Below are 23832 nucleotides of genomic sequence, written 5' to 3'. Positions count from 1 at the left end.
CGGGCCTGCCTAACGGTCGCTTGCTGCGATTGAATGTGCGCATGGTCACATCGGAGCCCGCTCCCGCCGTTGTCACCGTGCCGCGCGGCGTTCGCGTCGGCTATGGCGTCGGCTCAGTCTCCACCGCGACGTTCTCCACGGTCCCGGGATTGCTGCTGTTGTTCTACATGACCAACGTGCTGGCGGTTCCCGCCTGGGTCGCCGGCATCGTGGTCTTCCTGCCCAAGCTGTGGGACATGATCGTCAATCCGTGGGTGGGTCAGCGCTCCGACCGCACGGTCTCCCGGTTCGGGGCACGCCGCCCGTGGATGCTCCTGGGTGCCCTCACCCTCCCCGTGACGTTCGCGCTGACGTTCGCCGGCCCACCGCTGACCGGCCTGCCGGCCGCGCTGTACGTCGCCGTCTGCTACTTCCTGACCGCGACCGCCTACGCCTGCTACGAGGTGCCCTACAAGGCGATGGCCGCCGAGATGACCGACGACTACCATGAGCGCTCCTCGCTGCTGCAGTGGAAGATGGTCTTCGTCGGCCTGGCGATCCTGCTGTCCGGGTCCGTCGCCCCGGCGATCGCCGGCACCGAGGCCGCGGGTTACCGGCTGATGGGCCTGGTCGTCGGATCGGCGCTGCTGGTCTCCATGCTCGCCGCCTTCGCGGGTACGGCACGCGCGCCGCTGGTCGCCAGGGCCGAGACCGAGGCGTCGATCCGGGCCCAGTTCGCGGCGGCCCGCTCCAGCCGGCCGTTCATGGTGCTGCTCGGCCTGAGCTGCGCCCAGATGTTCGCCGCGGGCACCCTGCTGGCGGGCTCGCCGTACTTCGCCACCTATGTCCTGGGCGATCCGGGGGTGACCACCACGCTCTTCCTGTGCATCGTCGGGCCGCTGCTGGTCACGATGCCGGTGTGGGTGCGGCTGTCCAGGCGCTACGAAAAGCGCGGGGCGATGATCCTCGGGGCGGCGCTGTTCACGGCGGGCACGGTCGCGCTGGCGCTCGCCGGGCGGTTCGGGACGGCATACGCGCACGCGTGCGTGCTCGTCGTCGGCGTCGGGTACGCCGGGCTGCAGCTGCTGCAGTTCTCCATGCTGTCGGATGTGATCGTCCACGACGCGGCGGTCACCGGCAGGCATCGCGCGGGGGTCTTCACCGGGCTCTGGACGGCCTGCGAGACCGTGGTCTTCGCGCTCGGCGCGCTGGTGCTCGGCTGGCTGCTCGGTGCCACCGGGTTCGTGGCGTCCGACCCCGCGACGCCGGTGACGCAGCCCGATTCGGCGATCATGGCCGCGACCTACGGTGGCACGCTGCTGCCCGCGCTCGTGGCCGGGATCAGCGTGCTGCTGACGACGCGCTACACCCTCACCGCGCGGACGCTCGCGACCGCGGAGAAGCTCAGATCAGCTGAGGCGTGATCACCAGGAACATGCAGTCTCCGAAGGAGAGGACGTCTCCGGGGCGGACCTTCGCCGGTCCGACCAGGCGCCAGTCGTTGAGCCGGGTGCCGTTGAGCGAGCCGAGGTCGACGACGATCCAGCCGTCGTCGTCGCGGCGGAGCTCGGCGTGCACCCGCGAGACGGTCAGGTCGGCCAGCACCAGGTCGCAGGCCGAGCCGCGTCCCACCACATAGCGGGTGCGGCTGTCGCCGGGCAGCGCGAGCCTGGGCAGCCGGGGACGCCGCCAGGCGGACTCCACGCGCTTGGTGAAGTCGGAGGCCGAGGAGACGATCTCGGTGACCATGCGGCGCAGCCGGCCGCGCTGTGGCAGGTCGGCGACCAGGCTGTCGAGCTCGCCCTGGCTGCGGGCGCGCAACGCCATGTCGACGCGGCCGAGAAACGTCTCGTGCGACAGGTGTCCCTCGACGGCGCGGTCGCGGAGCTCGTTGATCGCACGATCGCGGTCCCCGTCGGACGCGCGGGACGGGGGAGGCGGCGAGCTCATCTCCCGAGTATCCGCCCCAGACGCGGAGCCTGTCCAGAATATGCGGATCAACTTGCCGTCACCATACTCGGTATGCATACTCAGTATTCATGGCGATCCGACAAGGGCTGCTCGCCCTGCTGAGCCAGGGGCCCCGCTACGGCTATCAGTTGCGTGCCGAGTTCGAGGCGTCCACAGGGGCGACCTGGCCGCTCAACATCGGCCAGGTCTATACGACGCTCTCGCGCATGGAACGCGACGGCCTGGTGACCCCCGGCGAGCAGGACGATCAGGGCCGGGTCGTCTACACGATCACCGAGGCCGGTCGGGCCGAGATGGAGCGATGGTTCGGCACCCCCGTCGCCCAGGCCGACCGGCCCCGGGACGAGCTGGTCATCAAGCTCGCGATGGCGGTCACCGCCGTCGTGGACGTGCGGTCCGTCGTCCAGACCCAGCGCGGCGCGACCATGCGCACGCTGCAGGAGCTCACCCGCGCCAAGCGCGCGAGCACCGGTGACCTCGCGCAACGGCTGGTGCTCGACTCGATGATCTTCCAGGCCGAGGCCGAGCAGCGCTGGCTCGACCACTGCGAGGCCGTGCTCACGGCCTCCCCCCAGACGCAGGAGAGACAAAGATGAGTTTCGATCCGGTCGTACGGCTCGCGGACGTCAGCCGCGTGCACGGTGACGGACCGCAGGCCGTGGCGGCGCTACGGGAGGTGAGCCTCGACGTCGCCGCCGGGGAGCTGGTCGCGGTGATGGGGCCTTCGGGGTCGGGCAAGTCCACCCTGCTCAACCTCGCCGGCGGCCTCGACCGGCCCACCTCGGGCGAGGTCGTCGTGGAGGGCACGCCGCTGTCGAGCCTGTCCGCCGGAGAGCTCGCCGGGCTCCGCCGCCGCCATGTCGGCTACGTCTTCCAGGACCTCAACCTGATCCCGTCACTGACCGTCGTGGAGAACGTCATGCTCCCGCGAGAGCTGGACGGCGTCAGGGCCGGACAGGCCCGCCGGGAGGCGATGGAGGTCATCGCCGAGGTCGGCCTCGGCGAGGTCGCCGGCCGCTTCCCCGACGAGCTCTCCGGCGGCCAGCGCCAGCGGGCCGCGATCGCCCGCGCGCTGGTCGGGGAGCGGCGGCTGATCCTGGCCGACGAACCCACCGGCGCGCTGGACACCCCGACCGGCGACGACGTCCTGCAACTGCTGCGCGCCCGCTGCGACGCGGGAGCCACCGTGCTGCTGGTCACCCACGAACCGCGCTACGCCGCCTGGGCCGACCGGGTCGTCTTCCTGCGCGACGGCGAGATCACCGACTCCACCCTTCCCCTGGAGAGCGCCCGATGAACGAGCGAGCGGACATGCTCTCCGATGAGCGCCCGATGAGCGGGCGAGCGGACGCGCGGAACACGGCGGCCATCCGCGGGCCACGGAACGAGGGGATCGTATGAGCGCCCTCCTCGCCGCGCTGCGAATCTCCCGCAGGGACGCCTGGCGGGCCAGGGGCCGCAGCGCCCTGATCATGATGATGATCGGCCTGCCCGTCCTCGTCATCACCGGACTGCTGACCTTTTCCGCGACCGCGGACCTCACCCCGCAGGAGCGCCTCACCGCGGACATCGGAGCGGCCGACGCTCGCCTCCGGACGACACCGTTCCGCCGAATGTTGCGCCAAGACCTCCAGGGCCGGTGCTGCCCATCCGGCGACGGGCCGGTCTCCACGAGGCCGTGGACACCGGCCGAGCTGGCGAAGCTTCTCGGTCCCGGAACCCGGCTCCTCCCGATGAACGACGGCACCGCCGACTTCCGCAGCCCGGTCATGCGCGGCCACGTGGACGCCCACGAGCTGGACCTGCGAGACCCCCTGACGGCGGGCACGTACCACCTGGTGGAGGGCCGTTTCCCGGCCTCAGGCCAGGAGGTCGCGGTGACCCCCGGGATGCTGGAGAAGGGAGCACGCCTCGGCGCGCCGCTGGCCGTCACACGGGAGGGCAGGCCGCTGCGGGTCGTCGGAGTGATCGAGCACCCGCACCAGACCAGGAGCAGTGAGATCGTCGGGTTGCCCGGCACCCTGCTGTTCGACAAGCGGGACGGCTCCGGCTCCGGCTGGCTGGCCGACACCGTGAAGCCGGTCACGTGGACCGATGTTCGGCGGTTGAACGCCGTCGGGCTGCTGGTCCAGTCCCGTGCCGTCGTCGAGAATCCCCCCTCTCCGGCCGAGGTCGGCCAGGACGAGCCACCGCGCGGCGTGGACGAGACGGTGCTGATCGCGCTCGCCGCGATCATGATCGTGCTGGAGGTGGTGCTGCTCGCCGGCCCCGCCTTCGCGGTCGGCCTGCGCCGCCGCCGCCGTGAGCTCGCGCTCATCGCCGCCCAAGGAGGCTCCCCGGGGCACCTGCGCATGATCGTCCTCGCCGACGGCATCGTCCTCGGCGGTGGCGCGGCGGTGATCGGCCTGGCTCTCGGCGTCGGCCTGGCGTCGCTGTCGGCCGCGCTGGAGGCGGGCAGGCTGATCGGCGGGGTCGGTCCGCTGGAGATCCCCTGGGGTCTGGTCACGACCGTCGCCCTGGTCGGAGCTGGCAGCGGGCTCGTCGCGGCCCTGGTGCCCGCCGTACAGGCGGCCCGGCAGGACGTGGCGACGGTGCTCGGCGGGCGCGCGAGCGCGGTGCGCGACCGGGCCGGTCTCCCCGTGCTGGGCCTGATCCTGCTCGTCACCGGGATCGCGGCGGCCGTGTTCGCCGTCAGGGTCGCCTACGTCTGGGTGCTCGCCGCAGCCCTCCTCGCCCAGCTCGGGCTGGTCGCGCTGGCGCCCATGTTGGTCAGGGTGGCCGCGCGGGCGGCAGCCCGGCTTCCGCTCCCGTTCCGGCTGGCCGCCCGTGACGCCTCCCGTCACCGCGGTCGTACGGCCTGCGCGGTCGCGGCCGTCATGACCGCCGTGGCCGCGGTCACCGCTGTGGGGATGGCGAACAACAGCAGTTTCGCCGAGCGCCGGGACTCCTTCCAGGAGACCCTCCCGGCCGGGACCACGACGATCGAGACCGGACACCTCGGCGACGCGGAGTGGGCGAGCCTGCGGGCCGCCGCCGAGCGGAAGCTGCCGGGGGTGCCGCTGATCGAAGGCGTCCAAGCCGGAGACGGCAAGGGCGTCGCCGTTCATCTGATGTCCCAGCCCGCTCGCGGGGAACCGTATCTCCAGTCCTACGCGTACAGGCAGCTGCCGATCGGCGACGAGCCGCTGCTCGCCCTCGTCCAGGGGCGACGGGACCAGGTCGCGTCGGCGGCGTTCGCCTCGGGAAGGGCCGTGGTCTTCCAGCCGGGTCTGGTGCAAGACGGCCGCCTGCGCCTGAGCGTGATCCCACGGGGCGAGAAGTCCACGGCGGTTCATGAGATCACGGTTCCCGCCGTCGTGGCCGCCGCCGCCGACCCTCGCTACGCCATCGGAGTGCTGCCCGTCGCCGCCGTCCGGGCCGCCGGACTGAAGACGGAGCCCCGTTACCTGTACATCGATCCGGCCTCCCGCCGGCTCACTCCTCAGCAGGCAATGGGTCTGGAGTGGGATCTCGAGGCGGGGATTCACAGCTTCAGCGTTTACGTTCGTGAAGGTTTCCAGGAAGACAACGCCCCCATGATGTGGCTGCTCCTGGCGGCGGCGCTGGTCCTGGTGCTGGGCGGCACGTTCGCCGCCACCGGGCTCGCGGCGGCCGACATGCGGCCCGACCTCACGACGATGGCCGCCGTCGGAGCGCCGCCGGGCACGCGCAGGCTGGTCGTCGCCGGGCAGGCCGGGTTCATCGCGGGGCTCGGCGTCCTGATCGGCACGCCGGCCGGTCTCCTCACCGGAACCGCCGCACTCGTGCCCGTGACGGGCTTCAGAGAGCTCAGGGTCGAGGCCCCCTGGCTCTTCCTCGCCGCGGTGGTGATCGGCCTGCCGCTGCTGGCGGGGCTGCTGGCGGGGACGTTCGCCCGGACGAGGATGACACTGGCCCGCCGGACCGGATAGCGGCCGGAACCGGCGGCACGAGTCCGCCGGTCGCCGCGACCAGCCGGCCGGATCCGGGATGGACCTGTCCGGTCGGCGCCGCGGCGAAGGTGATCCCCATCGGGGACGGCGGCCCGCCGTCCCCGTTCCACCGCCGCGGGGACGGCCCTTCCCGCGCGGAGTCTTCGTCAGCCGGTGACGTCGGCGCAGACCACGTGGGCGCAGAGCTCGATCATCCGCTGCTCGCTGCGCGCGTCGGCGACCCGGGCCATGAGGATCGGCGCCTCGCTCGCCGCGAGCTGCGGCAGCCGGGCGCGCACCCCGCGGTGGATGTCCCTGACCACGTCCTCGGCCGCCGACATGTGCACTTTGACGTGCAGCATGATCCCGGGGGCGCCGGAGGAGGTCCGGGCCTCGGAGATCCACACGTGGTGGACGAGCGGGTAGTCGACGAGCACGTGCGAGATCGCGGCGCGCAGCGCGGGCAGGATCGGGTGCTCGCACCGCCGGTAGCCGGGGTCCACCATCTGCATCGGCCCCGACAGGTGGGGGCGCGGCGCGGGGATCCATGGCTGGGCGGGCGTGGCCGGCGCGGCGGCCCGTTGCGGGCGTGCCACCGGGGAGGCGGGCTGGCGTGCCACCGGCTGTGCGGGCGGGGTGGGCGGGCGGGTGACCGGCGGGGCCGGTGGACGGGTGACCGTGGCCATCGCCCCGGTCGCGTACGCCGTCGGGGCCGCGCTCGACAGCGCCGGCGTGGGGCCGGTGCGGGTCGACAGCAGGTAGCGCTGGAGGTCCTCGATGGGTACGGCGGCCGCCGCCGGTCCCGCGGCGTCGATCACGATCTCCCGCACACCGGTGACGCGCTGGATGTCGAGGATGGTGTCGGCGTCGCAGGCCGACAACGAGTGGCTGCCACGGTGCCGCGCGTAGGTGCTCTCCGAGGTGTATCCGAGCAGCACTCGATCACCGGCCTGCGTCGTGCCCAGCACGACGGAGCGATCCGGTCGCACGGCGACGAGGAGTCCCCAGTCGGCGAGGGCCGCCAGCAGCCGGTGCGGGCCGCCGTGCTGCGCGAGCACATCGCCGAGGGCGGGGTTCCCGATGCTCATATGAGGAACGATAGGTAGGGGACCACGGCTTATGAGGGTAATCGTGAACTTTTCTCCGGATCAATACCAAGTTGAATTTTCCATGTATGGGATATATCCGGGGTGGGTAGCCGCATCTCGGATCGCGGGACACTCGTGAACGTGTTCACAAGCGCCGATAGACTACGTGAGGTCCGTGCAGCAGCCTCCACGTCTAAAGGATCTAGCCTGTGAACAAGCCCGTCGTACTGGTCGCAGAGGAACTCTCCGAGGCCGGTCTCGCGGTCCTGGGCGCGGACTTCGAAGTCCGCCACACCGACGGCGCCGACCGTGCCCAGTTCCTGCCCGCCCTCGCCGACGTGGACGCGCTCATCGTGCGCAGCGCCACGCAGGTCGACGCCGAAGCCATCGCCGCCGCCCCCAAGCTCCGGGTCGTCGCCCGGGCCGGTGTCGGCCTGGACAACGTGGACGTGGAGGCCGCCACCAAGGCCGGCGTCATGGTCGTCAACGCGCCCACCTCCAACATCACCAGCGCCGCCGAGCACACCGTCGCGCTGATCCTCGCCTCCGCCCGCAACGTCGCCCAGGCGCACTCGGCGCTCAAGGGCGGCGAGTGGAAGCGCTCGAAGTACACCGGCGTGGAGCTCGACGAGAAGGTCGTCGCGATCCTCGGCCTCGGCAAGATCGGTCAGCTGGTCGCCCAGCGCCTGCAGCCGTTCGGCGTCGAGCTGATCGCCTACGACCCCTACCTGCAGCCGGCCCGCGCCGCGCAGATGGGCGTCCGCCTGGTGTCGCTGGAGGAGGCCCTGCGCGAGGCCGACTTCATCACCGTGCACCTGCCCAAGTCGAAGGAGACCCTCGGGCTCATCGGTGACAAGGAGCTCCGCGAGGTCAAGCCGTCGGTGCGCCTGGTCAACGTCGCCCGCGGCGGCATCATCGACGAGAACGCCCTCTACTCGGCGATCAAGGAGGGCCGCGTCGCCGGCGCCGGCATCGACGTCTTCCCCAAGGAGCCCGTCACCGACAGCCCGCTGTTCGAGCTGGACCAGGTCGTCGTCACCCCGCACCTGGGCGCCTCCACCCACGAGGCCCAGGAGAAGGCCGGCACCCAGGTCGCGCGCAGCGTGAAGCTGGCCCTCGCCGGCGAGTTCGTGCCGGACGCGGTCAACGTCCAGGGCGGCGCGGTCGCCGAGGACGTCAAGCCCGGCCTGCCGCTGGCCGAGAAGCTCGGCCGGGTCTTCACCGCCCTCGCGGGCGAGGTCGCCACCAGGCTCGACGTCGAGGTTCGCGGCGAGATCGCCGCCCAGGACGTCCGCGTGCTGGAGCTGGCCGCGCTCAAGGGCATCTTCACCGACGTGGTCGAGGACTCGGTCACCTACGTCAACGCCCCGCTCCTGGCCAAGGACCGTGGCGTGACCGTCGAGCTGGTCACCAGCAGCGAGAGCCCCGACTGGCGCAACGTCGTCACCGTCCGCGGCGTCCTCGCCGACGGCCGCACGGTCTCGGTCTCCGGCACCCTGGCGGGTCCCCGCCAGATCACCAAGATCGTCGAGGTCAACGGCTACCAGATGGAGATCGAGCCGACCGACCACCTGTCGTTCTTCACCTACATCGACCGTCCCGGCATCGTGGGCGTCGTCGGCCGCATCCTGGGCGACCACAGCATCAACATCGCCTCCATGCAGGTGGCCCGTGACGCCAAGGGCGGCAAGGCCCTCATCGCGCTGACCGTCGACTCCGGCATCCCCGCCGACGTCATCGACCAGATCGGCGCCGAGATCGGCGCCGACAGCGGCCGCTCGGTCGACCTGGCCGACTAGTTCTCCGCTTCTCTCCGCCGAACGGCCGCCGTCCCGCCACCAGGGGCGACGGCCGTTCGACGTCTCAACATGTGAGAAATGTGTACGGCGGGCGAGACGCCACCCCTACGGGCGGGTAACCTGGCTGGTAATGCGCCAGGTTCTCGTACTCATTACCTGCCGCGGCGGGGCCTGACAGACGGGCCGGCGGCCCGCCGCGGTGCGGCGGCGCGTGCCGGCTCCACGTCCCCGTCGCGGGTCCGCGACCCGGACCCGCGACACCCAGGCCCGGTCCGGATTCGTGACCGGAGTCCAGACCATCTCCTCCTGCTCGCATGCCATCGACGAGATGAGAATCGCCATGTACGACATGTATTCCTGGAACCGTTCCGAAGAGACCGAGGACGAGGCCGTCAACGCGCTCCAGACCGCGCTGGACCGCCGCGACAACGGGGGCGCTCCCACCCGCTAGCGCGAGCCCGGCACAGGCCCGCTATCCGGCGGCGGACCGGGCGGCCGCCCGGTTGAGGCCGTCTTCGAGACCGTCGAGGACGGCGTTGCAGTCACGCAGCAGCGTTTCGGCATCGGCCGCGGTGAGCATGAAGACGCCCAGCCAGTTGGCGACGCCGGCGGTGGGGTCGTAGGCCGGGACGGCCCGGCCGGCGGGCAGGTCGAACGCCGCGACGGGTTCGATGGCGCTGCCGGGCGACAGGATCTCCGACCACTCCACCGAGCGGGGGATCCACGGCGGCCTGCTGCGCCAGGGAGTCCCGGCGGCGTCGGCGGGAGCGGCGACCACGGACGCGGCCGCGCCCTGGCCCTCGACGAGCATCCGCTCGGGATAGGCGACCTGTTCACCGAGCAGCTGCCGCACGAGCATGGCGATCGGATCGAGCCCGAACACCTCCTCGACCTGCCTGGTGATCATCACGCCGCCGAACCGTGCCGCTGTCTCGATGACGGCCATCCGCCCGTCGGCGCGCAGCTTCAGCTCGGTGTGCGTGCCGCAGGTATCCAGTCCCATGGCGTCCACGGCCTGCCGCGAGACCTCCTCGATCCTGCGCTGCAGCGGCTCCGGCAGGACGCAGGGCATGGTGCTGGCCACCTCGTTGAACGGTGGAATCGGCGGGAGCCGCGCCGCGATGCACAGCGGATGGTAGACGCCGCCGGCGACGATCCCCTCGACACTCACGTAGTCGGCGTAGCCGGGCAGGTCGTACCAGCCGTCGGTCGATCCGTCGACTATCTCCTCGACCAGCAGGTGGCGGTCCGCCTCCGTCTCGTACAGCTCGCTCATCCCCACCTGGTTGCCCTTGTCCAGAGCGCGGGCGACCTGCGTCCACACGGCCGACACGTCATCGGGCGAATCCAGGATCAGCTGGGCGATCGATCCGGCGCTCCAGGCCGGCTTCAGCAACACCGGCGGCGTCAGCTCGGTCAGCGCGGCACGCAGTTCCGCCTCGGAGGAGATCCGGCGGAATCCGGGGACGGGAACCCCGGCGGCCGCCCAGACCTCACGCATGAGCCGCTTGTCGCGCGCCCGTTCGGCGGCGGCGGGTCCAGGGCCGGCCAGGCCCAGCCGGTCGGCGGCGTGCGCCACCGCCAGCACCGCGAACTCCGACAGCGTCACCACGGCATCGGCCCCGATGAACTTGGCGTGGCGCATGATCTCCTCGATGACGGCGTCGCCCCGGGCGGTGTCCGAGCCGGCCTCGGTGATGCTCGCGCAGCACGGGCGCCACTGCTCCTCACCCGCGGCCGGCAGCGGCATGAGCGCCAGCACGTGCAACTCGCCGCAGGCGGCGATGCGCGGGAAGGCGTGCTCCAGCGGCGCGCCGCCCTTGGCGTAGACGTAGAGGATCTTCTTCATGAGACGTTCTCCTTCATGGTGGTGTCCCGTTGCGCGGTGGCGCGTTGTCGCCGGCGCGTCAGGTGGACCAGGACGGCCAGCGCCGCCATGAGCGCGATCGTGCCGACGGCGACATGGACCAGGAACAGATCCATCGCGCCCCGGGACAGGTAACCGCCCAGCGCCATCACGACCAGGGCGCAGACGGAGCGGTCGATGAGCGATTCCAGGGACAGCAGCGTGGCGCGGTGCCGTGAGCCGGGAATGGCGCTGTTGATCAGCTGGCGCTGGATGGGGAAGATCAGCCCTGAGGCCAGAGAGAAGACGCACAGGCACAGCACCGTGCCGGCCAGGCCCGCCGGAACCAGCAGGGCGAGGGCGGCGGCCATGACCGCGGTGAGCACGAACACGACCCGCACGTCACCGAATCGCCGTAGCCAGGTCGATCGGGCCGCGCCGGCCAGTTCGAAAAGCGTGGTCACCGCCATCATCACCCCGAACCCCGCCAGCGGGAGATGCTTGAGGGAGAGGATGGGCTGGAAGAGGTTGGCCTGGCCGATCCGCACCAGCGTGAAGACCGCCACTCCCTGGGCCATCAGCAGCACCAGCACCGGAGAGCGCCGCAGCACCCGCCCGGCGGCGAGCTGCTCGCGCAGGGACTGCCGCCGTCGCCCGTCCGCCTCACGATGCTCGCCATGGGCGGGGGGCAGGGCGGGCAGCCGCAGTGCGAGCAGCACGGCGGCGGCCGAGCAGGCCGCCGAGAGCCAGTAGGGCGAAGGGGCGTACCACTGCATGAGCACTCCGGCGGCCGGCAGGCAGACGATGCGGCCGGTCAGGGTGTAGGCGCGTCCGCTGCCCTCGGCCTGCTGGTAGACGGCGAGGGAGTCGCCGCGCTGCAGATACTCGTACAGGTAGGCGCTGCCCGCGCCGGAGACCAGGGAGTTTCCGAGCGCTATGAGCAGGAAGTGGGTCAGGAACCCGCCGTAGGACGGCCACATGACGGGGACGAGGTTGGCCCCCGTCAGCACGGCGGCTCCGACCTGCAGGAAACGGCGGTAGTCGAAACGGTCGGCCAACGCGCCGGTGGGAATCTCCAGCAGGCAGAACGCCAGGTAGTAGATGCTCTGGATGGCGAAGATCTGCGCGTCGGACAGGCCGCTGTCGCGCTGGTAGACGTAGAAGACGGGCAGCCACCACAGCAGGCCGGTGAACAGTTTGAAACCGTTGTAGATTCTGACGACCCGCTGGACGGTGGGTGCGGTGTCGTCCGTCATGCCAGGGCTCGGTAGGGCCGTATCTGCAACAGCCGTATCCGCTCGCCGTCCAGGGCCCATTCGATGTCGACGGGCACCCCGTAGAGGTAGTCCGGGGAGAAATGGGACTGCAGCAGGCGGCCGATCAGCGCCAGGCGTGCGAGGGCGTCCTTCGCCGTGGTGTCCAGGTCGGACTGCGCGGCCCCGAGCGAGATCGTCCGGCCGCCGCCTTCGACCGTGTTGTAGAGGTGCTGCAGCGGCGCCCGCACCCCGGAGACGACGTCGGCGACCGATCCCGCGGAGATGTTGACGTAGACGTTGCGGAAGTCCCGCTGGTCGGCCGGGTTGCAGGTGACCAGGACACCTCCGAGGGGAACGTCCACCAGCTCCTGGACGATCACGCCCATGTAGCAGTCCTCCAGCGGGATGCCCGCCTGCTCCCGCAGCCGCACGCTGCGTACGGACACCAGCGAGGACCACACCTCCTTGATGCTGTCGGCGATCGTGTCCAGCGTGCGCGCGTGGAGGATGGACTCGTAGACCCCGGCCGCGGAGAACCCCTCCAGGTCCTCCGCGTTGGACGAACTGCGCACCACGAACCGCCCGACGCCCGACAGGTGCGTGACGATGGCGTCATCGAGCTGCTGCCGTATGCGGTCGGGCAGCCGGGTCGTGGTGATCAGCCGTTGCAGCTCCGCGCAGAGCCCGTCGATGTGCTCGGTGCCGGCCTCCAACGCCATTTTCAGCCGGCCGATGGTCTGCTGGATCCGTGGCGAGGACTCCAGGAACTCCTGCTGCAGCGAGAACGGCAGCGCGATGCCCCGGGGCACCTCCACGTATCGCCTGACGAGACGCTCGGCGGCGGCGGACAGCACGGCCTCGTCGGCCGGCCCGGAGACTCCGAGGAGCCGGGCCAGATGACCGAGCAGGTCAGGCCGTGGCGGCCGGGGGATCTGGTAGAAGCCGAGCCAGCGACGGGAGCCGTGCTCCAGCACGTGGCACAACTCGCCCAGGTTGGCGGCCTTGGTGCCGAACCGGTAGTGGTCTCCCATGCGCAGCCGAGACAACGGAGTGATCGAGGTGGCGCCCGTCTCGGGTCTCTCCAGGGTGACGCGGTCGGCCGTCCAGGGCGGCGGCGAGTCGGTGGCGGGCGGTTCGGCCGCTTCGACGTGGGCCTCGGCGCCGGCCGGATCCACCTGGTATCGCACCCACCGGCCGTTCAGGCCGGCACGATCGAGACGGTCGAGGATGTCGGTCTGGATGGCGTTGGGGATGCCCCACCCGGTGGCCAGGACGTTGGTGTGCGACAGCGGAGTGGTGTGCTCGGTGTTGATCAGCCCGGACACGCGGGGGATGTCGTCGGGCACGCGCGGCATGACGATGATGTCGTGCCATTCCAGCGTGTTCGCGTCCGCCCGATACTCGGCGTCCGACCGGAACACCCGGAGCCGGCCGTGCGCCGTGCCGGGGTTGAGCGGCACGAACGGCGCCTGTGACAGCAGCTCGTGGGCGAGAAGACGGGGCAGCTCCTCCTGCGGGATGTCCGCGACGTGGGCTTCCTGCAGGTGGTTGGCCGGCTTGAGGAACAGCGGCACCGACGGGTCGAGGTGCGCGCGCACCTGCCGGTAGAAGGACAGCAGCATGTCGGCGGTCATGGTGTCCGCCTCCACCGTCTCCAGCGACAGGAAGACCCGCTCCCGGCCGTCCTCCTCCGCTCGCCTGTGCAGTGCGAGCAGTCCGAGGAAGAAGCGCCGGTCGGGACGGATGTAGACGTCGTGGTTGAAGGTGTCGATGTCCCGGAGCAGATCCTCCACCGGCTTGCCGAGGATGTGCTCGGCGATGTACTGCACGTGCAGCGGGTTACCGGTGCTGTCGATGAAATGGAACGTCGACTCGTCCAGGTCCACCACGACCTTCACGAAGGGGAAACCGGCCAGGCGGCCGGAGAGCTTCATGAACGCCGGGATGGTCAACGGCGCCTCCAAGGTCGCGGGAACGACGGTCGTGCGCGCAAAAGTCCTGTCGATCGTGCTCACCACTGACGAACACCTGCCTTCGCGGATACGCGGTTCCTGCGGTCGATGCTCGGTGTCACGTGCTTCCTTCTCATCTGATCTCCTGTCGCAAACGGGTGCAGCCACGCGGCAGCGCACCGCCCGCGCACTGTGCGGGCGGCGCACCGCCGTCACAGGGCTGATGTGACGAGGTCTCTCCGTCGTGAGGGCCGGAACGGGTCCGGTGGCTCCTGCGCCGGATCCGTGACCGGCGGCTCTGGACCTCGCGGCGGGCGGCGCGCTCGATGCGGCGCACGGTCGCGCGGCTCGCTCCGTCGTCGAACGGCACGGGGCGCGCGGGTTCACGACCTCTGCTTCTCGGGTCCCGGCCGTCGGCCCGGATCACGCCCGCCGGTCGGAGGCGTCGGCACGGCGTCGCATGCGCGATCGCGGATCCTGGCGGCATGTCCGGCGACATGCCCGCAGGCACAGCCGGCCGGGCGATGACACGACCGGTTCCCGCGACGGGCGCGCAGCCGCGTCATCCGGCGCACACGGGACCTTCGGGGGCCGGCTAGCGAACCGGCTCGGGTTTGGTACGGCCGTCGGGTTTGGTGCGGCCGGAAGGAGGTCGTTGCCCGCCGTGCACCCGGAATCGGCCACCGGAGAAAAGCCGGGGGGCGAGTGCGCCGGACGCGTGGTCGCGCCGGCGGCCCGGTCCGGCGTCGCCGGAGCCGGAAGTACGGATCACGCCTCCCACGTCGCCGGCCCCTCGCGGCCGGCCGCCGTCCTGGATTCCCTCGCCTCTTGCTCCTCTTACGGATCGGCGCACGCTGAGACCCCCTTCTCGCGTTTCAATGCTTGCTGAGCAAGCCCGGATCGCACCCGGGAAATCAGCCGGTGCGATGAAGCCTGCATGTCCATCAAACGCTTCTATAAACCCTCCCTGCGTGGCAGGAAATGTTTCACATCTCGCTTCACGGCGGCAAAGACACGTTCTCGCAGCAGAGATGAGGTCGTGCGGGTCACAGAGCGCCGACTGAAAATCAACGGCAAGCCGGCGTGATCTCGCCGAGCACATGACACTGAATACCGTACGCCACGGATGGCCTGTTACGGCTCTCCGTCCCCCTCTAATGCGACGTCGGACTCTGCCCTGGTCGGTAATAACTCTAGGACGGACCGGCCGAGTTCGTCACGGGTAGGAGAATACACGCGCCGCTAGAGGGGGAAAAATCCGCCTCAAGCCTTCATCGGGCGCCGTTCAGGCCTTCCGGCCGAGCAATCGGTCCTGAACTGGGCATTTGTAGGGTCCGCAAAGGCTCTGCGGGCCGCCCAATGGGCAAGTAATTGAAAAAGAAACATCATGGGGGCGGGATCGTGGCTCGGGCCGGATTAAGAGACGTCGGTCCGGCGGGGCGTGAGCCCGTTTCCCGCACCTTCCGTCCGGCACCTCCACGAGGGTTCTGCCCTATCGTCGCCACTTCCGTGCGCACGCAAAGTGCCGGGTGGTGAGAGGGGTCGTCGATTTGCCCTCGCCCTGGTCGGCCACTAGGGTTCTCCGATGCCGGATGGCGCGGACTCGCCCACTGTGCGAGCGTAATGCGCAACGTATTCACAGTGATACGCGCATATGTGGCCAGGGCTTATTTGCCAGTGGTGACTCCATGGTGACAATCGCGTTTTCCTCCTTTTGGAGAACCGGGACGACGCACTCGTCGTGATCGCGGGCCATCGTCGGTGACGGGGCCGAGCCCTCGTCGACCCCGGCGCGCGAAGGCGTGTACGGCCGTTTCCGCCGTGGACCTCGGTGTGCGAAGGCCCGTACGGCCGTTTCCCCCGTGGACCTCGGGGCCGGGTTCCGTGGTGAATGCCGGGGTGATGGAAATCCGTCCGTGCCGTCTCCCGGGACCTCTTGACTTGCCGCAGCCGGTGGATCAAAATTCGGGCAATTAGTTAGGAAAGCTACCTAACTATTAATTGAGCCCGGAGATGTCGATGATCGGACCTTGGGTGCGGACGGGGCTTGTTACGGCGCTGGTCATGGCCATGGCGGCCGGGGGAGGGTTGAGCACTGTCGCGGCGGCCTCCGAACGGGCGGCCCCACAGCGGACGGCCTCGCAACAGGCGGTCCCGCCACGGGCGCTCTCGCAGCAGGCGAACCCACAACAGGCGGTCCCGCCACGGGCGCCCTCGCAGCAGGCGAACTCGCAACGGACGGCCCCGCGACCCTCGGGGGCCCTCGCGCCGACCGCCCTCGGCGGATACCGGATCCAGTCCTCGGCGAAGACGGCGGACTCCGGTACGGCGATCTCCACGCCGGGCTACGCCGCCACCTCGTGGTACCCGGCCGGGCCACGCTCCACGGTCCTGGCGGCGCTGCTGGCCAACGGTGTTCACCCCGATCCCTTCTACTCCACCAACATGAAGAACATCCCGGCCGCCGACTTCGCCGTGCCCTGGTGGTACCGCTCCGACTTCACTCTCGGGGCCGAGACCGGGCTCAACACCTTCCTCGACGTCACCGGGCTGGTCTCGGGCGGGGAGGTCTGGGTGAACGGCACCCGGGCGGCCACCGGCCTGGCCGGCGCCTACCCCCGCCACCAGCTCGACGTGACCTCCCTGGTCCACCCCGGGGTCAACTCGGTGGCCTTCAAGGTCAACCCCAACGACCCGAACAAGAACCTGACGGTCGGCTGGATCGACTGGGTGCAGACGCCGCCCGACAAGAACATGGGCATCTTCAGGGACGTTTTCGTACGGCGCAGCGGAGCGGTCGCCCTGCGCGACGCCCACGTGGTCACCTCGCTCACGGCCGCGCTGGACCGGGCCGAGCTCACGATCAAGGTGGAGGCGCGCAACGACTCGGCGTCACCCGTCACCGCCACGGTGTCGGGCACCGCCGGCCCGGCGGCCTTCACCCAGGACGTGGCGCTGGCCGCACACCAGACCAAGACGGTCACCTTCACCCGGACCGTCGACGACCCCCAGGTCTGGTGGCCGTACGGCATGGGCGCCCAGGCCCTGCACGACCTGGACCTGACCGCGACCGTCGGCGGCACCGTGACCGACACCTCGCACTCGACGTTCGGCATCCGCAGCGTCACCTCCTCCCTCGACGGCAGCGGCCACCGGCTGTACAGGATCAACGGCCGCCCGCTGCTGATCCGCGGCGGCGGCTGGTCACCCGACCTGTTCCTCCGCTACGACCCCACCTACGTCGAGGACAAGCTTCGCTACGTGCGCGACCTCGGCCTCAACACCATCCGGCTGGAAGGTCACCTGGAGCCGGACGGGCTGTTCGACCTGACCGACCGGATGGGCATCCTCGTCATGGCGGGGTGGGAGTGCTGCGACAAGTGGGAGGGGCACACCAACGGCGGTGAGCCCGGCGACACCTGGAGCGCGGCCGACTTCTCCGTCGCCAAGGCGTCCATGGCGGCCGAGGCCGCGCGGCTGCGCGACCACCCGAGCGTGTTCACCTTCCTCATCGGCAGCGACTTCGCGCCCAACGCCCAGCAGGAGACCGGCTATCTCGACGCCCTCGGCGCGGCCGACTGGCAGACCCCGGTGATCGCGGCGGCCTCGGACAAGTCCTCGCCGCAGCTGGGATCCTCCGGCATGAAGATGACCGGACCCTACGACTGGGTGCCGCCGAACTACTGGTACGCCAAGCGGGAGGGCGGCGCCTACGGCTTCAACTCCGAGACCGGCGCCGGCCCCGACGTGCCGACGCTCGACTCGCTCAAGCGGATGATGTCGGCCGGCGAGCTGAACACCCTGTGGCAGAACCTCAACGCCACCCAATACCACCGCTCGCCGTCCGGCACCTTCAACAACCTCAAGATCTTCAACAACGCCATGGTCGGCCGGTACGGCGCGCCGACCAGCCTGGACGACTACGTGCGCAAGGCCCAACTCGCCCAGTACGAGGCGACGCGGGCGCAGTTCGAGGCCTACGGCCGCAACTTCAAGGACGCCACCAACCCTTCGACCGGCCTCGTCTACTGGATGCTCAACAGCGGCTGGAGCTCGCTGCACTGGCAGCTGTTCGACACCTACCTCGACCAGGGCGGCTCCTACTGGGGCACCCGCAAGGCCAACTCGCCGCTGCACGTCCAGTACTCCTACGACGACAGATCCGTCGTCGTGGTCAACTCCACCCACGCCCCGGTTTCCGGCCTGACGGTGAAGGCCGACGTCTACAACCTCGACGGCACCAACAAGCACACGGCCACGGCCACGGTCACCGTCCCCGCCGACGGCGGCAGGGTCACCGCGACGACGATCCCGGCGATCACCGGCCTGTCCTCGACCTACCTGGTGCGGCTGACGCTCGGCGACGGCGGCGGCGAGATCGACCGCAACGTCTACTGGCTGTCCACCTCCGGTGACGTCATCGACTGGGCGAAGAACGACTGGTACTACGTCCCCACGACCTCCTACGCCAATCTCAAGGGCCTGACCGGCATGGCGCAGGCGCCGCTGTCGGTCACCGCTGCCACCCCGTCCCCCGGGACCACGACGGTCACCGTCACCAACACCGGGGCCGGCAAGATCCCGGCGTTCTACCTGGACGCCCACCTGGTGGACTCGGCGGGCAAACCGGTGCTGCCGGTCCGGTGGTCCGACAACGCGATCAGCCTGTGGCCGGGTGAATCGAAGACGCTGACGGTCGCCTACCGCGCCTCCGACCTGCACGGCTCGGCGCCGAGCGTCCGGGTCGCCGGTTGGAACACCGCCGTCCGGACCGTCCCGGCGGGCGGTGGCGGCGGCCCGGACACGCAGGCGCCGTCGGTACCGGGCGACCTCCGCTCCACCGGGGTGACGTCGTCCAGCGTGGCGCTGGCCTGGGACGCCTCCAGCGACGACGTAGGAGTCAGCGGCTACGACGTCTACAACGGCTCGGCGCCGGTCACCACCGTGACCGGGACGAGCGCCGCCGTCACCGGACTCGCCGCGGCGACGCCGTACACCTTCACCGTCAGGGCTCGCGACGCGGCCGGGAACCTCTCGGCCGCCTCGGCCGCCGTGACGGTGACGACATCGCCGGCTTCGGCCGAGACGCTGCTCTCGCAGGGGCGACCGGCCACGGCGTCCTCAACCGAGGGTTCGGCGTACGGCGCGGCCAAGGCCTTCGACGGCGACACCGCCTCGACCCGATGGGCCTCCGCCGAGGGCCACGACCCCGAGTGGCTCCGGGTGGATCTGGGCTCGGTCAGGGACGTCACCCGGGTGAAGCTCTCCTGGGAGGCCGCCTACGGCAGGGCCTACCAGATCCAGGTGTCCGACGACGGTTCGGCCTGGACGACCCTTCGCAGCACGACGACGGGTGACGGCGGCGTCGACGACCTGACGGGGCTGTCGGGCTCGGGCCGTTACGTGCGGATCAACGGCACGGCCCGCGGCACCGCCTACGGATACTCCCTCTACGAGATGCAGGTCTACGGGCACTGACCCTCGGGCCTTCCGCCTCCGTTCCACGCCGGTGACCTCCCCGGGCACCGGCGTGGAACGCGTGGGTGCCCGGGTCGGGGTGCCAGGCCCAAGGCGAACGAGACCCGGCACGCACCACGATCGGCGTCGCGGCGCTGCCGCCGGGCGCCCGGGTGGAGATCGAGATGATCTCCCCACGTCAGTCAGGGGCGAGGGATGGCGACGGCGGTGTACGGGGTGGTGGGGGTCGGGCTGGTGTCGAAGCGGGCGTTGGGAAGGTACAGCCGGGGCCCGAAGGCCGCCACGGTCGCCGGTACGTCGAACCGGCGATCACTCACCCGCCGCACGACGCGCCCGTCGGTCCCCGCCGCGTTCAGCCGCAGGACGGCCACGGCGTTGAGCCGGTTCTGCACCGCGAACAACGTCCGGCCGCGCAGCAACAGGCCGTCGCCTTCCCGCAATGACTCGCCGTGCAGGTCCACCCGGCGGGTCGCACCGGACCAGTCGACGCGGAACAGCCCGCCGGTGTTCGACTGCACCACGAGCAGGCCCCGGCCGTCCGGAGTCGGCGTGATGCCGTTGGCGTTGAAGCCGTCGCCGTACACCAGATCCCCGGTGAGCGGGATCGGCACCGCGGCGGCGGGCAGCCGTCCGCCGCGCAGCGGCAGCTTGTAGAGCACCGGGTTGGTGGAGTCGGTGAACCACGCGGCGCCCTGGGCGAGGATGACGTCGTTGACGAACGCCGGGCCGGTGGTCAGCCGGTAGGAGGCCAGCACCCGGCCGGTGCGGGTGTCGACGACGCGCGCGTCACCGCCCGTGCCGCCCGCCACGAACAGCCGTCCGCGCGAGTCGGTCTTCATCCCGAGGGAGGGTGTGCCGGGCCCGCGGCTGATGATCGCCCCGCGTCCGGTACGCAGGTCGGCGCGGTAGATGGAACCGTCGGCCATGGAGCCGATGAAGGCGAACGGGCCGGGGCCGATGGCGATGCCCTCGGGCTGGAAGCCGTCGGGCAACGAGATCGATGTCGGAGGCGTCCCGGCCCGCCGGTCCGATGACGCTGCGGCGGAACCGCCCATGGTGATGGCCAGTGCGAGTGCGGCGAGAATCGCACCGAGGCCCCTGATCGATCGCATCATCTGATGTCCTCCCAGCTCTGTGCAGGCCCTGTCGAGTGCCATTGCTTCTTCAGTCGCCGTCGGTCGAGGTGAACGCTGCGGCATGGTCGCGGACGAAGTCGGCGAGGTCGCGCGGGGGGTGGCCGAGAAGATCGGCGACCGTATCGGTGGTGAAGTCTCCCCAGCCGGAGACATAAGCCCGCGCGTACTCCTCGAGCATGTCGACGATCCATTTCGGAACGCCGTAGCCGAGCAGGGTCTCGCGCTTGGCGTCGTCGCCGACCGGCAGGTACGTGATGGGCCTGCCGAGAGCGAGACTCAATCGGTCGGCGACCTCGTCGAACGTCAGCGAGCGCGGGCCGGTGAGGGTGTAGGTCTGGCCGTGGTGGCGATCCGGGACGTCGAGGAGCACGCGGGCGGCGCACTCGGCGATGTCGCGTACGTCGATCATGCCGATCCGCGCCGAGGTCATGTTCAGCGAGAACGTGCCGGTGGCGGCGATGTCGCCCGCCTCGTTCAGCAGGTTCTGCATGAACCAGTGGGGACGCAGGATCGTCCAGCGCATGCCGCATCGTTCGGTCTCCCGGTCGGACAGCGCGTGCAGTCTGCCGCTGCGGTTCGGCGCGTCGTGTGCCGCGCCGACGACGGACAAGCGCACGATGCGCTCCACACCGGCCTGGCGTGCGGCCCACACGGCGTTCATGTTGTTCTCCGGAGCGCGCGGGCCGTTCGGGGTGAGCAGCCACACGTCCTGCACGCCCTCGAAGGCGGGCGGCAGCGACCGAGCGTCATCGAGGTCACCGACGAAGACCTTGGCGTTATGCTCGCGCGGGCCGTCCGCCTTGGACTCTTCACGGACGAGAGCACGAAGGTCCACATCGGCCCCTTCCAGTGCGTTCATCAGTGCGGTGGACACGGTTCCGGTGGCTCCGGTGATCAGCACGGTGCGTGACACGCTCGTTCTCCTTCGGCGGTATCGGGGGTACGGACCAGGTCGCGGACGAGGTCGTGAGTCGGCTGCGCGCGGGCGAGCGCCTCGGCCACCACACGGCCTCCCACGTTTCCCGCCGCTCCGCACACGGTGATGCGCATGGGTTCGGCTCCTTGGACTAGTTGGTCGAGGCGGCCGGTGTCAGGTCATCGCCTTGGTGAACCGAGGCCTTCGGGGGCTTCCCCGCCGCCCGGTCGACGGTGATGCGCTCCAGGACCCAGAGCGCGACGGTCCCGGCCGAGAGGGTGGCGCCCAGGACGCACACGCCGGTCCAGCCGCCGTGCACCCAGACCACCGAAGCCAGCGCGGACCCCACCGCGCCGCCGATGAAGAAGACGGTCAGGAATGCGGAGTTGATCCGGTTGCGGGCCTCGGGCCGGAGCGCGTAGATGACGTTCTGGCTGCTGTTGAGCACCGCCTGATGCGCCAGGTCCAGCACGATCACGCCGGCGAGCAGCCAGGCCAGCGAGCGTGCCCCCGCCGCGATGGCCAGCCAGGACGCCACCAGCAGGACCGTCCCTGCGCCGCTCACCCTCTGGACGTGCCCGCGGTCGGCCAGCCGCCCCGCCACCGTGGCGGTCAGCGCACCCGCGGCGCCGACCAGGCCGAAGAGGCCGATAGCCGACTCCGACCAGTTGTACGGTGACCGCACCAGCAGGAAGGTCAGCGCCGTCCACAGCACGCTGAACGAGGCGAGGCTCAACGCTGCGATCCCCGCCCGCCACCGCAGCAACGGCTCGTACCGGAACATCGCGACCGTCGAGCGCAGCAGCCCCGGGTAGGACAGGCGTCCGCCGTCTCCGCCGAGCCGGGGCAGGAAGACACGCAGCAGCACGGCCATCAACGCCATCAGGGCCGCGTTCACCCAGTAGACCGTTCGCCACCCGCCCAGCTCCGACAACGCTCCGGACGCGGTCCGCGCCAGCAACAGACCGAGCATCAGCCCGGTCATCACCGTACCGACCACCCGGCCGCGCTCCGCCGGGTCCGCCAGCGTCGCCGCGAACGGCACCACCACCTGCGCTCCCACCGAGGTCAGCGCGGTCAGGGCCGTACTGGCCAGGAGCATCGTGCCGTTGGCAGCGGTGGCCGACACGAGCAGGAACACCGCGGTCGCCGCGTAAAGCGACATCGCCAGCCGCCGCCGCTCCACCAGATCGCCGAGCGGCACCAGCAGGATCAGCCCCAGCGCGTACCCGCCCTGCGCGGCCGTCACTATCAGCGCCGCCAGCGATGGCCCGACCCCCAGCTCCCGGCCGATCAGGTCAAGCAGCGGCTGCGCGAAGTAGTTTCCCGCGGCCGCCAGCCCGGTCGCCACCGACATGAGCAGGAGCAGCCCGCGCGACAGGCCGCCGTTCGTGTGAGGTCTCGTCGCCGTCATGCCCCCAGCCTCGGCGACAGCAGATCAATGAGTCCAACGCATGTTTGTCATCGAACCGATCGTGAATCACGATTGATCCATGGAGCTTCAGCAGATGCGCTATGTCGTCGCCGTCGCGGAGACGAGCAACTTCACCCGCGCCGCCGAGCAGTGCCTGGTCGTCCAGTCCGCGCTGAGCCACCAGATCGCCCGCCTGGAACGTGAGCTGGGTGCCAAGCTGTTCGACCGCACCAGCCGCCGTGTCCGGCTGACCCCCGCCGGCGAGGCCTTCCTCCCCGCGGCCCGCCAGGCTCTCGACGCCGCCGAACGAGCCCGCGCCGAGGTGGCGGCCGCTGCCGGGGAGATCCGGGGCCGGCTGGCCATCGGCGCCATTCCCACCGTCACGGCGGTCGATCTCCCGACCGCGCTGAAGCACTTCCACCTGCGGCATCGGCAGGTGCGGATCAGCCTCCGCTCGGGCGCGAGCGAGGAGCTGGTCGAACGGGTGCGGCAGGGCACCCTGGACGTCGCCTTCCTGGGGCTTCCACCGGGCTTGCGCCCCAAAGGCGTCCGCGGCCGCGAACTGGCGCGCGGCGACCTCGTCGCCATGGTGGCGCCCGGCCACCCGCTGGCGGACAAGGAACGCGTGGACCTGCGCCAGCTGTCGGATGAACCGTTCGTCGACTTTCCCCCGGACACCGCCGCACGGGCCCAGTCGGACGAGGCGTTCGCAGCGGCCGGTGTCCGGCGCGAGGTCGCCTTCGAAGTGACGACCGTGGACTTCATGGCTCGCCTGATCCGACAGGGCCTGGGCATCGGGATGCTGCCCGCCGCCTTCGTGTCAGAACTCCCCGATCTGTCCGTCCTCCGGCTTCGCGACGCTCCCGCTCGCGCGGAGCACCTCGTCTGGAGTCGCTTCCCTCCGGCCCCTGCCGCCGCGGCGTTCCTGTCCGCCCTGGGTATCTCGGCAGCGGAATCCTCGAGATCGCCGGGCTCGTGACCTCGGGTGAGTCACCCGAACTCCGCCGATGAGGTCTTCGGCGTCGTCGGGCGTCGACCGGTTCGGTC

Annotated in this window: 18 protein-coding genes; 9 read left to right on the top strand and 9 right to left on the bottom strand. The window is 70.6% G+C overall.

Annotated features, from left to right (window positions below):
- Positions 1–41: 41 nt before the first annotated feature.
- Positions 42–1403, top strand: a complete 1362-nt coding sequence (locus ACQPYK_RS41115) for an MFS transporter (RefSeq protein WP_433244143.1) — start codon at positions 42–44, stop codon at positions 1401–1403.
- On the opposite strand, the gene ACQPYK_RS41110 is transcribed toward ACQPYK_RS41115, so the two are convergent.
- Entirely contained in the window at positions 1384–1929 is a 546-nt protein-coding gene (locus ACQPYK_RS41110; protein WP_433244140.1) for an FHA domain-containing protein, read from the bottom strand. The two genes, ACQPYK_RS41115 and ACQPYK_RS41110, sit on opposite strands and share 20 nt — an antisense overlap.
- 89 nt (positions 1930–2018) lie before the next feature.
- Here ACQPYK_RS41110 and ACQPYK_RS41105 point away from each other — a divergent pair, with 89 nt between their 5' ends.
- The 3 genes from ACQPYK_RS41105 to ACQPYK_RS41095 all read left to right on the top strand — a co-directional run bounded on the left by ACQPYK_RS41105 (position 2019) and on the right by ACQPYK_RS41095 (position 5900).
- Positions 2019–2546, top strand: coding sequence for a PadR family transcriptional regulator (locus ACQPYK_RS41105; protein WP_433244137.1), 528 nt, complete (start codon positions 2019–2021; stop codon positions 2544–2546).
- A complete protein-coding gene (locus ACQPYK_RS41100) occupies positions 2543–3247 on the top strand; it encodes an ABC transporter ATP-binding protein (RefSeq protein ID WP_433244134.1) in 705 nt (234 codons plus the stop codon). The genes ACQPYK_RS41105 and ACQPYK_RS41100 overlap by 4 nt, the downstream gene beginning before the upstream one ends.
- A gap of 100 nt (positions 3248–3347) precedes the next feature.
- Positions 3348–5900, top strand: coding sequence for an ABC transporter permease (locus ACQPYK_RS41095; RefSeq protein WP_433244131.1), 2553 nt, complete (start codon positions 3348–3350; stop codon positions 5898–5900).
- Positions 5901–6067: 167 nt separating this feature from the next.
- Here the strand turns inward: ACQPYK_RS41095 and ACQPYK_RS41090 are convergent, their stop codons facing one another.
- Positions 6068–6988: a hypothetical protein gene (locus ACQPYK_RS41090; protein WP_433244128.1), complete on the bottom strand. Its 921-nt coding sequence runs from the start codon at positions 6986–6988 to the stop codon at positions 6068–6070.
- A gap of 209 nt (positions 6989–7197) precedes the next feature.
- Between ACQPYK_RS41090 and serA the strand changes: the two genes are divergently transcribed.
- Positions 7198–8787 carry a phosphoglycerate dehydrogenase gene (gene serA, locus ACQPYK_RS41085; protein ID WP_433244125.1) on the top strand — a complete coding sequence of 530 codons (1590 nt, stop codon included), beginning with the start codon at positions 7198–7200 and terminating at the stop codon, positions 8785–8787.
- Positions 8788–9067: 280 nt separating this feature from the next.
- Positions 9068–9238: a hypothetical protein gene (locus ACQPYK_RS41080; protein ID WP_433244122.1), complete on the top strand. Its 171-nt coding sequence runs from the start codon at positions 9068–9070 to the stop codon at positions 9236–9238.
- Positions 9239–9259: 21 nt separating this feature from the next.
- Here the strand turns inward: ACQPYK_RS41080 and ACQPYK_RS41075 are convergent, their stop codons facing one another.
- Genes ACQPYK_RS41075 through ACQPYK_RS41065 form a run of 3 tightly spaced genes read right to left on the bottom strand, consistent with a single transcriptional unit; the run spans position 9260 to position 13841 of the window.
- A complete protein-coding gene (locus ACQPYK_RS41075; RefSeq protein WP_433244119.1) occupies positions 9260–10636 on the bottom strand; it encodes an ATP-grasp domain-containing protein in 1377 nt (458 codons plus the stop codon).
- Positions 10633–11889, bottom strand: a complete 1257-nt coding sequence (locus tag ACQPYK_RS41070; protein WP_433244116.1) for an MFS transporter — start codon at positions 11887–11889, stop codon at positions 10633–10635. Before ACQPYK_RS41070 ends, ACQPYK_RS41075 begins: the two co-directional genes overlap by 4 nt.
- The gene (locus ACQPYK_RS41065) at positions 11886–13841 is read right to left on the bottom strand and encodes a PEP/pyruvate-binding domain-containing protein (RefSeq protein ID WP_433244113.1); all 1956 of its coding nucleotides are present in this window, start codon (positions 13839–13841) and stop codon (positions 11886–11888) included. The genes ACQPYK_RS41070 and ACQPYK_RS41065 overlap by 4 nt, the downstream gene beginning before the upstream one ends.
- On the opposite strand from ACQPYK_RS41065, the gene ACQPYK_RS41060 reads away from it, so the two are divergent.
- Together ACQPYK_RS41060 and ACQPYK_RS41055 are read left to right on the top strand one after the other, a co-directional pair.
- Entirely contained in the window at positions 13822–14070 is a 249-nt protein-coding gene (locus ACQPYK_RS41060) for a hypothetical protein (RefSeq protein ID WP_433244110.1), read from the top strand. The two genes, ACQPYK_RS41065 and ACQPYK_RS41060, sit on opposite strands and share 20 nt — an antisense overlap.
- Positions 14071–15860: 1790 nt before the next feature.
- A complete protein-coding gene (locus ACQPYK_RS41055) occupies positions 15861–19319 on the top strand; it encodes a discoidin domain-containing protein (protein WP_433244107.1) in 3459 nt (1152 codons plus the stop codon).
- 182 nt (positions 19320–19501) lie between these two features.
- Here the strand turns inward: ACQPYK_RS41055 and ACQPYK_RS41050 are convergent, their stop codons facing one another.
- From ACQPYK_RS41050 to ACQPYK_RS41035, 4 genes are read right to left on the bottom strand one after another with little or no spacing between them, the layout of a single operon-like run.
- Positions 19502–20434: a superoxide dismutase gene (locus ACQPYK_RS41050; protein WP_433244104.1), complete on the bottom strand. Its 933-nt coding sequence runs from the start codon at positions 20432–20434 to the stop codon at positions 19502–19504.
- Positions 20435–20483: 49 nt separating this feature from the next.
- On the bottom strand, positions 20484–21368 hold the full coding sequence (locus ACQPYK_RS41045; RefSeq protein ID WP_433244101.1) for an SDR family oxidoreductase: 885 nt from the start codon (positions 21366–21368) through the stop codon (positions 20484–20486).
- Entirely contained in the window at positions 21350–21505 is a 156-nt protein-coding gene (locus ACQPYK_RS41040) for a hypothetical protein (RefSeq protein WP_433244098.1), read from the bottom strand. Before ACQPYK_RS41040 ends, ACQPYK_RS41045 begins: the two co-directional genes overlap by 19 nt.
- A 17-nt stretch (positions 21506–21522) precedes the next feature.
- Complete coding sequence (locus tag ACQPYK_RS41035) at positions 21523–22785, bottom strand: MFS transporter (RefSeq protein WP_433244095.1); 1263 nt, start codon at positions 22783–22785, stop codon at positions 21523–21525.
- Positions 22786–22864: 79 nt separating this feature from the next.
- On the opposite strand from ACQPYK_RS41035, the gene ACQPYK_RS41030 reads away from it, so the two are divergent.
- Positions 22865–23764 carry a LysR family transcriptional regulator gene (locus tag ACQPYK_RS41030; protein ID WP_433244092.1) on the top strand — a complete coding sequence of 300 codons (900 nt, stop codon included), beginning with the start codon at positions 22865–22867 and terminating at the stop codon, positions 23762–23764.
- Positions 23765–23832 lie beyond the last annotated feature (68 nt).

The sequence above is a fragment of the Streptosporangium sp. CA-135522 genome (assembly GCF_050949235.1).
GTDB lineage: Bacteria > Actinomycetota > Actinomycetes > Streptosporangiales > Streptosporangiaceae > Streptosporangium.
The sequence above is the reverse complement of the archived record's forward strand: the minus strand, read 5'-3'. Positions and strand labels throughout refer to the sequence as shown.